The sequence below is a fragment of the Aurantiacibacter luteus genome, from assembly GCF_001010945.1.
GTDB lineage: Bacteria > Pseudomonadota > Alphaproteobacteria > Sphingomonadales > Sphingomonadaceae > Alteraurantiacibacter > Alteraurantiacibacter luteus.
This window is the reverse complement of the sequence record NZ_LBHB01000001.1, coordinates 1-12,828: the sequence shown is the minus strand read 5'-3', so window position 1 is coordinate 12,828 and position 12,828 is coordinate 1. Positions and strand designations below refer to the sequence as shown.

At 68.6% G+C, this 12,828-nt stretch carries 6 protein-coding genes; all 6 read right to left on the bottom strand.

Annotation, left to right across the window (positions count from 1 at the left end):
• Window positions 1–5: 5 nt before the first annotated feature.
• From AAW00_RS00030 to AAW00_RS15130, 6 genes are read right to left on the bottom strand one after another with little or no spacing between them, the layout of a single operon-like run.
• Complete coding sequence (locus AAW00_RS00030; RefSeq protein ID WP_047002344.1) at window positions 6–1,268, bottom strand: HlyD family type I secretion periplasmic adaptor subunit; 1,263 nt, start codon at window positions 1,266–1,268, stop codon at window positions 6–8.
• A 1-nt stretch (window position 1,269) separates the two neighbouring features.
• Window positions 1,270–2,298, bottom strand: coding sequence for a cell wall hydrolase (locus AAW00_RS15310; RefSeq protein WP_082124850.1), 1,029 nt, complete (start codon window positions 2,296–2,298; stop codon window positions 1,270–1,272).
• Entirely contained in the window at window positions 2,295–4,433 is a 2,139-nt protein-coding gene (locus AAW00_RS00020) for an ATP-binding cassette domain-containing protein (RefSeq protein ID WP_047002343.1), read from the bottom strand. The genes AAW00_RS15310 and AAW00_RS00020 overlap by 4 nt, the downstream gene beginning before the upstream one ends.
• 21 nt (window positions 4,434–4,454) lie before the next feature.
• Complete coding sequence (locus AAW00_RS00015; RefSeq protein ID WP_052761684.1) at window positions 4,455–5,867, bottom strand: TolC family protein; 1,413 nt, start codon at window positions 5,865–5,867, stop codon at window positions 4,455–4,457.
• 13 nt (window positions 5,868–5,880) lie between these two features.
• Complete coding sequence (locus AAW00_RS00010) at window positions 5,881–6,615, bottom strand: OmpA family protein (protein ID WP_082124849.1); 735 nt, start codon at window positions 6,613–6,615, stop codon at window positions 5,881–5,883.
• 21 nt (window positions 6,616–6,636) lie between these two features.
• Entirely contained in the window at window positions 6,637–12,813 is a 6,177-nt protein-coding gene (locus AAW00_RS15130) for a beta strand repeat-containing protein (RefSeq protein ID WP_206539307.1), read from the bottom strand.
• Between the last annotated feature and the right edge of the window lie 15 nt (window positions 12,814–12,828).

Genomic DNA, 12,828 nt, shown 5'->3' with positions numbered 1-12,828 from the left:
GCCGCTCACCGTTCCGAAAGCGCGCTGTCCAGCGCCCGCGTCACGGGGCGCAGCAGGTAAGCGAGGATGCTCTTGGCGCCGGTGATGATCTCCACGTCGGTGATCATGCCGGGCACGATGGGAAAGCGCTGGCCGTCCTTCTGGATGTAGCTGCGCTCGGTCTCGATCAGTACGCGGTAATAGGCCTCGCGCTCGACCTCGTCATAGATGCTGTCGGCGCTGACCTCGACCACTTCCCCCGACAGGCCGCCGTAGGTCGAGAAATCGTAGGCTGTCACCTTTACGTTCGCCGGATCGCCCACGGCGACGAAGCCGATGTCGCGCGGGGAAATGCGCGCCTCCACCAGCAGCCGGTCGCCGATGGGGACGACCTGCATGATCGTCTCGCCCGCATTGACGAAGCCGCCCTCGGTGGTGACCTGCAGGTTGTTGACGATGCCGGTGGTGGGCGAGCGCAGTTCGTTACGGTCGCGCCGGGCAGAGGCACCACGGATGCTCTCCTGGTTGACGGCAATGCGGGTCTCCACCTCGCTTCTCTCGTCGAGCGCCTGCTGGCGGAAGTCGAGCCGCGCCGATTGCAGGTCGGCCTGTGCCTCGCTGATCGAGGCCGAGGCCCGCGCCGCCGCCTGCCGCGCCGCCGCCAGCCGGCCGCGCACGTCGACGAGTTCGCGCTGGGCGGTCAGCAGCTCGGTCTGCGGGACGATGCCCTGCGCCGCCAGCGGCTCGAGCATGGAAACCTGTTCCTGCGCCAGCCGCACGCTGTCCGACAGCGCGCTGGCCGTCGCCTCGGCCTCGCGCAGGTCGCGCCGCCGCTGCTCCACCGCCGCGCCTAGCGCCGCCTCGCGGCTGCGGGCCGTCGCCACGCGCACGCGCTGGAGCCGCTGCTCGTCGGCACATCCGGCACCGGTGCAGCCACCCGAACCGGCCCCGGCCTCCGCCCCCAGCCGCGAGGCGCGCGCCGCCAGCCTCTCGTTCTCCGCCTGCAACTGGCCGAGCTCCGAGGAGGCGGTGCTGTCGTCGAGCCGCACGAGCACCTGCCCCGCCTCCACCCGCTCGCCGCTGCGCACGAGGATGTCGGCGACCACGGCGGGCTCGGCGGGCTGGACGAGCTGGGCCTGGCTGGACGGGATGACCCTGCCCTGCCCGCGCGTCACCTCGTCGACCTGCGCCAGGCTCGCCCAGCCGATCAGCAAGGCGAAGGCACCCGCCGAAATGGCGATGAGCTTGCGGTTGGCATCCCAGCCGGCGAAGGTCTCGAAGGCGCGCATGTCAGCGATCCGTGGCCGGGGCTGCACCGTCGCCCTGTTCGCGCAGCGCGGCGCGATAGCCGTTGCTGGCGTTGACCGGGTCGGGGATCGACAACTGCCAGCCCGTTCCGGCGGACACGTCCATCCGACCGCCCACGTCGTTGTCCGCGCGGCGATCCGTCACGTCGCGTACGACGGCGGCGGCGGCGGACGGTTCGACCGACAGGCCCTCCTCGGCAAGCGCCTCGGCCTCGGCCATGGCGGCGAAGCGCGCGGGGTTGAAGCTCGGGTGGAATTCCCGCCCCGTCCAGCGCGCCGCAAAGGCCATCGGTCGCCCGGCCCCGCCCGGCAGTCGGTAGAAGATGTGGCGGCCTTCCTGCACCACCTTGTCGAGCGTGAATGCCCAGTAGGGCACGACGTAATCGGCATGGTAGTTCGTCGCCGTGCCGACCGATGTCTCGACATAGCCGCCCAGCGCCGCCGCCGCGACCTCGCGCGATTCGCGCCACTGGCGGTCCATCGGCCGGCGCGCCAGCGATCCGTCGCAGGTATAGCTGAACTGGCAAACCGCGTCGGTGTAACCCTGGTAGACCACGCCGCACACGCTGGACGGATAGGCCGGGTGGCGCACGCGGTTGAGGATGACCTGCGCCACACCGCGCTTGCCGCGCACGCTCTCGTTCGCGGCCTCGTAGTAGATCGCCTCGGTCAAGCACCCGAGCGCGGTGGTGTAGGCGGAACTGCCCGCGGCAATGGCTCGGAACGGGGCCATCGTGCCCAGCGCGCCGGCGGCGAAGGGGATCTCGGCGTTGCGCGCCTCCGCACTGGCGGCATTGGCCACGACCAGCGCCTCGCCTTGCACCGTCATCTGCGACAGCTCCACGGCGAGGCGGGCGTTGGCGCGAACCGCCGCGGCGCTTTCGGCCGCGACGCTGGCGGTATCGACCGGGTGCGGCGCCGAAAGCGCGAGCAGCAGCACGCCACACAGCGCGAGGCGAGCGGCCTTTGCACCGCGGGCAAGCGTGTCGGAAGCGGAGACCAGTGCCATCATCTGAGGCTCGCGTTGGCGCCGATGGAGCGCAGGATCTCGGCCTTGGGGCCATCGGCGACGATTCGTCCCTGGTTCATTACCAAGATCCGGTCGCACAGGTCGAACAGCGCCGGGCGATGGGTGGCGACGACCAGCGTCTGATTGCCCGACAGCGTCTGTCGCAGCCGCTCCACCAGCAGCGCCTCGGTGCTCGAATCCATCGCGCCCGATGGCTCGTCGAGAAACAGCAGCTCGAACGGGGTGATGAAGGCGCGCGACAGGGCGAGGAAGGCGCGCTGGCCGCCCGAGAGGCGCCTGCCCTGCTCGCCCACGTTGCGGTCGAACCCGGCGGCATCGCGGGCGAGGAAGCCGTCCGCCCCGCTCATCGCCAGCGCCGCCATGACCTCCGCATCGCTCGCACCCGGAGCGCCGAGCGCGACGTTTTCCTTGACGCTGCCAGTGAACAGGTTGGCATCCTGCCCCACGAAGCGAAAGGCGCGGCGCAGTTCGGAGGGGCGGAACTGGCGGCTGTCGATGCCCTCGATTGTCATCGCGCCTTCGCTGGGCGGATAGAGGCCGCATAGCACGCGCCCCAGGGTGGATTTGCCCGAGGCCACCCGGCCCACGACCGCGACCCGCTCTCCCGGCGCTATGGCGAGCGAGACCCCGTCGAGCGAGCGTTCCTGGCTGTCGGGATAGCTGAAGGCGACGTTCTCCAGCCGCACGGCATAGCCGCCGCTCACCGCCGCGGGCAGCGACATCGAGCCGGTCTGCCGCTCGTCCGCCTCGTCAAACAGCGCCTCGATGGATTTCAGGCCCGCGCTCGCCTGCCGCCCGCGCGTCAGGATGAAGGCGAGCTGGCCCGCGGGCGCGAGCGAACGCGAGGCGAGCATGACGATGGCGATGATCGCGCCCATGGTGATCTCGCCCGCGGCGAACAGGTAATATCCGCCTACCACCAGCGCCACGCTGGACACCTGCTGGAACGAGGAAGCGAGCGAGACCGCGACCGAGGACAGGCGGCGCAGGCGCTGCTGCGAATGGCTGCCGACCTGCGCCAGCGAATGCCACTTGCCGAGCAGTCGCCGCTCGCCCGACACGCTCTTGAGCGTTTCCATCCCGGCGATGGATTCCACCAGCACCGTCTGCTGCAACCCGGCGTCGGCCTGCGCGTCGAGCGCGGCGGCAGTGACGCGGCGTTGCAGCACGAACCCGGCAATCGCCATCAGCGCGATGGCGACGATCGGCACCATCGCCAGCCACCCGGCGATGTAGGCGATGAGACCGATGAAGACGAACAGGAAGACCAGGTCGACCATCAGCATGATGGTCGTCGAGGCGAAGAAGTCGCGAACCAGCGCATACTCGCCGACCCGCGCCGCCAGCGCCCCGGTGCTGCCCTTGCGCCCGCTCATCGGCGTGGCGATGACCCGGCTGAACAGCTTCTGCGAGAGCCGGAGGTCGAGCCTGCGCCCGATCTCGTCGACCACGTTGGTGCGCGCGGTGCGCAGCGCGAATTCCAGCGCGAAGGCCAGCAGCACGCCCGATGCGAGCACCCACAGCGAGGACTCCGCGCGGTTGGGAATCACCCTGTCGTAAACGTTCATCGAGAACAGCGGCAGCGACACCGCGAGCAGGTTGATGATCAGCGAGGCGACGAGCACCGGGCGAAAGGCGCGGCGTTCCTTGCGCAGTTCCGACCAGAACCAGTGATGACGGCCCTTGGCGTGCCACGGGGCATCGCCTTCGCGCAGGCGATCGGGATTGGCGACGACGGTGACGAAATCGCCGGCAAAGCCGCGCTCGAGCTCGCGCAGGGGCTGCCACACCGGCGCGCCGCCACCGGCGGGTGCGACGAGCAGGTCCGACCCGGCGATGTCGAGCAGGGCCAGCGCGCCGTCCTCGAACCGGGCAATCGCGGGATAGGCCTCCGCCTTCCTCGGCAGTCGCCTTTGCGAGGCATCCTCGAAGTTGAAACCCGCCAGTTCCAGCGCGGGCGCGACCTGGTGGAACGGCAGGTGGCCGGCCTCGTCGCGCGGAAGGGTATCGAACAGCGGGCGCGGGTCGGGCAGGCCGAAGTGCGCGGCCAGATGGCCGATCGCCGCTACGAGCGGATCGTGCTCTGCCCGCCCGGCAAGCTCACCTGAATGATACACCCGTCACCCCCCGCGATCCGTTTACCGCGGGTAGCGACGTCGGTGCAACTCGGCATCGACCGATGGCCCATAATCGAACCGTTCGCGTTCGTTCATGCCCGATCCCGCTCCCGGCGCCACGTCTAGCGCCTCCAGGAAGCGGTTGGTCGCGGCCAGCACCTGGTACTGGGCGAAGATCTCCGAGAAGCGCGAGGTTTCGCGGCGGACCTGGGTGTTGAAGCGGGTGTTCTGCGCATCCAGCACGTCGAGCAGCGAGCGGCGGCCGATGTTGAACTGGCTGCGGTATGACAGCAGCAGGTCGTCGCTGACCTGCGACTGGCGTTCGAGCGCCGTGCCAACGGTCCCTTGCGTGGTCATCGCGCTCCAGGCGTTGGCAACGTCTTCCTCCGCCTCGCGCACGCGGTCGTGCAGGCGATAGCGGGCCTCGCTCGCGCGGCGGACCATCTCCTGCACCTCGGCCACGCGGCGGCCACCGTCGAACAGCTGCCAGCGGACGTAGGCGCGGCCGAGCACGTCGTTGGTCTCGCCCTGGAAGCCGTCGATGTCCTCGCCGATGCGGCCCACGACCTCGACCCCCACCTGCGGCGCGAGCGAGGCGCGCGAGGCGCCGACCATAGCGTTCGCGGCATCGACGTCGGCCTGCGCCTCGCGCACCAGCGGGTTCGCCGTGCGGGCAAGGCCGATGGCGGCTTCCTGCGTTTCGGGCATCTGCCCGGACAGGACCGGCGGCAGGTTGACGCGGCTGATGTCGAGCCCGGTCAGGCGGCGCAGCGCGGTGCGCGCGTCGGTCAGGTCCTGCTCGGCCTCCGCCTGCAGCACCAGCGCGGCCTGCAGCCGTTCTTCGGCCTGTTGCAGGTCGGCGACGCTGATCGAGCCGGAATCGACGCCTTCCTGCAGGCTGCCGGTCATCTGCCGGTGAAAGGTCACGTTGTCGCTCGAGGCGGCGACGACACGTTCCTGCAGCAGGATGTTGAGATACTGGCGGGCCACTTGCAGGGCAATGAATTCGCTCCGCTCGACCACCCGCAAAGAGGCGCCATCCACGCGCGCGGCCTGGCGCAGCAGCTCGTTGCGGCGACGCCCGAAATCGAGCACCGTCCAGTCGAGCCGCGCCTGCGCCTCGAGCGGATAGAGCACGTCGTCGGCGATCCCGAGCGCGCGGCGGGTGGTGTTTTCCAGCCGCCGGACGCCGGCCGATCCCTCCACGTCGATGGTCGGGAAATACAGCGACTGCGCCTGTTCGCGTTCGAACTGGATCGCCTCGGTATTCATCTGCGCCTGGATGATGTCGGGGTTGGAGGTGATCGCGGTCTCGATCGCCTCGCGCATCGACACCGGGCCGCCGTCGGCCTGCGCCGCAGCGGTCTGGACCAGCGCGCCGGTCGAACAGGTCGCCAGCGCCGCGGCGACGATCATCTTGCCAAAGGTTTTCATTGTGACCTCCCCCTCAGTCGGCCGAGATTTCGACGCGGCGGTTTTGCGGACTGCGCGTGCCGTCGGGCAGCGGCACGCGCGGGTTGTTTTCCCCCTGCGCGCCGACATCGAGGCCGATGCTGCCCATGTTGCGACTCCGCAGCGCAGCCGCAACGGCGTCGGCACGGGCCCGCGAGAGGCCCATGTTGTACTGGTCCGACCCGGCCTGGTCGGTGTGACCGACCACATTGAGGCGAGACCAGCCGCAGGCGCGCACCTGCTGGCCAACGGTATCGAGGATCGCGGCGGCGGCCGGCGTCACCTCAGCCATGTCGAAATCGAAGAAGACGGTCGCGACGAGCGAATCGTCGCAGTTGTCCGGCCGGCGCGCGGGCGGCTGTGCCACCTGGACTGGCGGCGTGACCCGCGCGGGAGGCGGCGCCGGGACGACCTGCATCCGCGCATAGGCGTTGGCGCAGTTGCGTATGCTGGTCTCGTCACGGGTGGACGAACGCATGAACCCGAGCGCAATGCCGCACTGCACCTTGGTTTCCAGTGCCCAAAGGTAACGTGGGTCGTCGGAGGAGATGATCGAGTCGTCGAGGCTTGCGGCCAATCCGGCATCGTAGCGCAAGGTCAACTCGCGCTGCAGGCCTGAGTTATCCAACGCCATCAAGCTGTTGTAATCGTTGCTTTGCGCCGTCGCCGGTGTGGCGCAGGCCAAAACCGCAATGGTTAACGTTCCCGCCAGGAGCGACGACTGTTCCATCTAAATCCCCCCGATTCCCTGTTAACCATGTAATACGATGGCATCGGCCGCATCGTCCACAGAAATATTTGCAAATCCGGGCAGCCCGAAGCCCGAATGGTCGCCAATACTAAGGCCGAGCATCTGCTCGACTTGCGCGAGGGCAAAATCGGCACCGGTGTGCTCGCCGCCGCCCCCGCCGCCGGGCGCGAGCATCAGCGCGTCGCCTCCGCCGGAGAAGTGGTCGACCAGCGCATCGATGGTGTTGTCGGCCAGCACGTCGCCCATCGCCTCGCGGGCGAGCGGCAGGTCCTGCGTTGAAGCGGCCAAGGTGGGCGCGGCGGCCCCGTCGCCCATCGCCAGCAACGCCTCCATCATCGATCCGTCGACTGCGGTGCCGTTGGCGAACGACGCATCGGAGACCGTGCCGCTGCTGCCGTCGGCGAACATGAAGCCCGCCGTGCCGGAGACCGTCACGTCACCGCCCGCCGCACTCTCGGCGAGGCCGTTCGAGTGCAGGTCGATCGAGACGATCCCGGCATCGGCGAGCGAGGTGAACTCGCCCGGATCGGAAACCGCGTCCATGTCGCTGTCGAGCCATACGCCGAACCCCGCGTAGGCCGGGTCATTGGCATCGAGCACGCCGTCGCCGTTGCTGTCGTAGCGCGCGGCAATCGCCTCGAGGTCGGTCATGCCGTTCCCGCCGAAGACGAATTCCGACGCGTCGGTGACGAAACCATCGGCATTGGCATCGTAGGCGAGGATGGCGCTGCCCGCGGCGATCCATGCGGTCTTGGTCTTCACCCCGTCGCCGTCGAAATCGTAGGCGATCCCTGCGGAAAGCGGGGCAAAGGCGTTGCCGCCGCCGTCGAGGTCGAGCACGACCGGCGTGACAGCCGGGTTCAGCGTCAGGTCGATGGCGTCCGGCACCAGCACGCTGTCCCCGTCGCGGTCGGTGCCGATCACGTCGTAGGCGACGTTGATCGGAGCACCGGCATCGATGGTGGTGACGTTAAAGATGCCGAGGTCGAAGGCCGCGTTGGCGGACGAGGCCGATTCCACCAGCACCGCGCTGAAGGCGGTATCGGTCACGATCTCGTACTGGTCGCGATCGTCGAGGCCGGTGATGACGACGCTGAAGGTGTTGAAGACGACACCGAAGGGAACGGTCCCCGGGTTCACCACCTGGCCCGCGGCGTTCAGCACCGTGCCGTTTTCGAGGAAGGTGTAGAAAGTGCCGGCGCTGGCATCGGTCACAACCACCTGGTTGATGTTGACGAAGCTCTCCCCCGCTTCCGGCGTGGTCGCATTGTAGCCCAGGTCCTGATCGTCATCGGCATCGATCGCGGTCACCTTGATGGTGACCTTGTTGTTCGGGTTTCCGTTGATGGTCGGGATGGTCTGCTCGAACCGGATCACGTCCTGGTGGCCCTGGTAGTCGAACCCGGTCGTGCCGATCGGCGCGGTGGTATCGGTCGTCGCGTTGTTGACGAAGTCGATGCGAACCGCCGCACCCGGCGTGATCGACTGCTGGTCCACGCCGATGTTCGTGGCGTTGGTGTTGATGTCGCCCCGGGTGCCGTCGGAACTGCGGCCCGAGAGGATGATGTCGATGTTGTCGGCGTTGTTGGTCGCGCTGTTGGCCCCGACGGCGCGATATGCGGTGTTGCCGGCTGCCGCGCTGGTGAGGTTGCTGACCGAGAGCTCGCTGCCGTTCGAGATCGTGGTGTAGACATCGACCGTGTACTTGTCGGTCACCGGATTGATGGTGATGGTATAGCCGATATCGCCATCCAGCGTCCGCGCCGTCAGCACGTTGGTGCCGTTGCCGTAGATGTAGAGCTGCTCGCCCGCGATCGAGAGGTTGGCACCCGACTGGTCGACCGCTGCGGTCCCGTCGACGAACGAGAACACCGCGTTGCCCACACCGTCCGCACCGGCGGAACCGGCGAAGTTGAGGTTGTAGGTGGCAGGCGGGCTGTCGTTGTTGATCACCGCGGATTTCGCCGGGGCGAAGGTGACCGGGCTGTCGTCGTCGATGGTGATGCCGATCTGGCCGGTGGCGAGGTCGCCCTCGGCATCGCGCACCTCGACGGTCACGGCGAACGAGGCATCGTCCTCCGTGTTCGCGACGGTGTGCTTCACCGGCTGCGTCTGCGTGTAGGTGTAGGCACCCGTTGCCGGATTGGTGATGACGAGCGTGAAGTAGATGTCGCTCGCCGTCAGGGCGTTCGGGTTCGCCGTGCTGTCGTAGCCGGTCAGCGTGCGCGTGGCGGCGTTGTAGACGGTGGCGATGTTGTTGCCGCTCAGCGTGTCGAGCCCGGTGTCGGCCACCGCGACCAGCGTGATCGAGCCCGCGCCATCGACGCCATAGCTGAAGCCCGCCAGCGTGCCGGAAACCTGCGTCACCTGCCCCGCCACGTCGCCCGGACCGTTGGCGATGCCGCCGGGCAGGCCGTCCTCGTCGACCAGCACGGTGCCGGCGACGGCGTTGATCTGCGGCCCGCCGTCGGTGAGGAGGATGGTGAAGGTGGCGGCGTTCGAGGTGTCTCCGTCGCCGTCGGTGATCGTGTAATTAAAGGTCTCGGTCTGCGATGTTTCCGGCGCGACGTTGGTCGCCGAGGTGTAGACGAGGTTGCCGTTCACCACGCTGACCGTGCCGCCGAGGCTGCCGGTGCCGATGGTGATCGCGGGCGAGCCCGGACCATCGGCGCCGTAGCTGTCGTTGCCCGTCAGCGTCGCGACCGTGCCCACGGTCACGCCGCTCGCACCGTCGTCGACCGAGGCGATCTGACCGTCGTTGGCCGCCACCGGGGTATCGTCGTCCACGTTGATCGCCAACGAGCCGCTGGCGGTGTCGCCGTCGCCGTCGGTCACCACGTACCCGAGCGAGAAGACGACGTTGTTCTCAGCCCCGCCGTTGGCGTGCAGCACGTTGTCGTTCTGCACGACGGTGTAGGCACCGGTGGCGCTGTCCAGCGTAACGGTGACCACGGTCACCCAGCTGCCGCCCTGGTCCTGCTGGATCAGCGCCCCGCCAGAACCGTTGCTCACCAGGCGGAAGCCGGCGGGCAGCGTGCTGGCGAGATCGAAGGCGATGGTGCCGCCGTCGTTGCCGAAATCGTGCGCGAGGGTGCCGCTGGTGTTCACCGCGTTCGCATCGTCGCCGGTGCCGTTGGGGTTGCCGCCCAGCGCATCGTCGTCGAGCTGGACCGTGGCGTTCGAGCCCGCCGCAGGCACGTCGTCGGTAAAGGTCAGATCAGCCCCGATGTCGAGCGCCGCGCTGGCGGTGTCGCCGTCGTTGTCGGTGATGGTGGCGGTAAGCTGGATCACGCCGCCCGCCAGCGAGACGCTGGTGCCGTTGCCGCCGCCCAGTACGTGGTCGACGGCGAGGCTCTGATCGAGCGTGACGTTGCCGCTGGCATCCACGGTGACGCGGAAGACCTCGGGCCCGGTGGCCGCCGCGGTCGCATCCGCCCCGGCCCGGCCAACGACCGCGCCGCCTTCCACGAACAGGAAGATCGGCGCATCGGTGGTCGCCTGGTAGAGGCCCGAGAAGGTGCCGTTGGTGGCGGTCAGCGCATAGGCGATGCTCGCGGTCCCGTCGGTGCCGCCGTCGAAGGCGAAGGCATCGGCGTAGTTCTCGGTATCGTTCACCGCGAAGTTTGCATCGCTGACGACGAGGTCGTTGGCGGTGCCGGTCAGGGTGACGCTCGGGCCATCGTCGTAGAAGGTCAGCCCCGCGCCGATGTCGGCCGAGCCGCTGACGGCGTCGCCGTCGCGGTCGGTCACGGTCACGGTCGCGGCGATCTTGCCGGCGAGGTTCAGCGTGTCGTTGTAGGCCGCCGGCGTGCTGCCGTCGACCAGGTGCTCGAGCGCGACGGTCTGGGTCAGCGTGACCACGCCGGTCGTGGCATCGATGCTGACCGTGAAGGCCAGCTTGCCGCCGTCATAGCGGCCCTCGATGGTGGTGGTGTTCACCTGCACCAGCGTGACCGGGAAGTCGCCCACGGCCGTCGCCAGACCGCTGTTCGCGTCGGTGACATTGAGGGCATAGGTGGTCGTGCCCGCCCCGTCCGCGCCGTAGGTGGCGGTGAAGCCGAGCACGCCGCTGGCCGAGCTGCCCGAGGTCGGCAGGCCATCGGTTTCATCGACGCTCGCACCGCCGGTCGCCGTCACGCCCGTCAGACTCGGCCCGTCGTCGCGGAAGCTGATGGCGCCGCCGATGTTGGCGGTGGCATCGGCGGTGTCGCCGTCGCCATCCGTCACGGTCGCGGTCAGCGTGATGAGGTTGGCCGCAGCCAGACCGGTCGCGTCGTCGGGGTTGGCGGTGTCGGCGTGGCGCACGGCGCGCAGCTGGTCGAGCTCGACCGTGCCCGCGGCGTCTACGCTGACGGTGAAGACCAGCTGGCCGGTCGTAGCCGTGCGGCCCTCGACCACGCCGCCATTGAGCGACAGCACGACCGCCTCGCCCGTGGCGACATCGACGAGGCCGGTCGCGCCGGCATTGATGCCGAGCGTGTAGCCGCCGACCGACCCGGGGCCGTCCGCGTTGTAATCGGGCACGAACAGGCCGGCGAAATTCGCCGTCGCATCGGTGCCGAGGGTGGTCTCGTCGACCGTCAGCGCACCGGCCGTCGGCGCGGTGGCGGTGATGGTCGGCAGGTCGTCCGACACGGAGACCGAGACGCTGGCCGAAGCCGTGTCGCCGTCGATGTCGGTCGCGACCACCAGCACGTTGCCGAGATCGACCAGATCGTCGACGTCGATGCCCGGGTGGCTGTCGTAGTTGTCCGCCAGCGTCGCGGTGACGGTGGCGGTGTTGCCAGTGACGGTCAGGTCAAGCGTGACGATCAGCGTACCGCCGTCCGAGCCGGTGATCTGCGTATCGCTGACGCGCACCCATGTCAGCCCGCCGCCGAGATTGGCGAGCGAGGTGCCGAACACGATCGAGGCGATGGCGTCCGAACCCGGAGTGAAGACGATGATGTCGCTGTCGAAGTCCGGCCCCGCGGGGGTCAAGCCGTCGGCCAGGTTCTGGTCGTCCAGCGTCAGCAAGATGGGCGGGCCCGCCACGGGGCCGGCACCGTCGGTGATGGTGATCGGCTGCACGGCAGTATCGAAATCGCCGTCGCCGTCGGTCAGCGTGTAGGTGAAGCCGGCATCGATATCGCCCGCCGACTGGTCAAGGCCCGGGTTCGGATCGAAGGTCCAATTCCCGTCCCTGTCGATGGTGTAGGTGCCGTTGGCGTTGCTGTAGCTGGCGCTGGTGCCGTCCTGCGGCACGAGCGTCGTGACGCCGCCCACGGTGATCGCGGTCACGGTCGCGCCGTCGGCGCCCTCGGTATCGGGCGTGCCGTCGGTCACGACATTGCCGCCGATCGTTCCCACCGCATCCTCGGCCACCGACACGCCGGCCTGGTCGGTCGCGGTCGGCACGTCATCCACGATGTCGACGCTGATGCTGCCGCTGGCGATCAGGTTGCCGGCAAGGTCGCGCACTTCGTAGGCGAAGCTTTCCGCTGCGGTGATTGTGTTGGTCGTGTTCTCGGTAACGCTGTCGGTGAACGGCGTGTCGAGCACGTAGGTGTAGGCGCCGGTGTCCGGATCCAGCGTCAGCGTGCCGTAAGTGCCGTTTGCGGGCGAGAGCAGGATGAATTCGAACGGACCTGTGGCGTTGGTGACGGTGATCTGGCCGTCGGCGTCGATCTCGCTGTCCGATGCAGCGTCGCTGCCGGAGGGCAGGCCCGCCTCGTTCACCAGTACGCCGGAATTGGACGTCGCGCCGCCGACATTGTCGATGTCGATCGTCAGAGTGGCCGTGCTCTCGTCGCCGTCGCCGTCGCGGATGGTGTAGGTGAACACGTCGGTCGTGTCGGCATTGGTCGAATTGGCCGTGGACTGGTAGGTGTAGGCGCCTGTCACGGCGTCGACGGTCAGGGTGCCGAGCGCGGTGGTGATGACGAGATTGCCGTTCGCATCGACGGTCGTGTCGGTCGTGACCTCGCCCGCGCTGACGATGGCGACCACGCCGCCGGAGGGCGCCAGGCCGTCCGCGCCGGGCACGTCGACGCCGAAGCCGTCATCGTCAGTCAGCAGATTGCCGCCGATGCTGTTCCCTTCGGTTACATCGTTGGCGTTATCTAGTGCAATCGGCATGTCGTCGACGATGGCGATCACCAGCGAGGTGCCGGCCGTGTCGCCATCGCTGTCGGTCACGGTCAGGCTGAACGT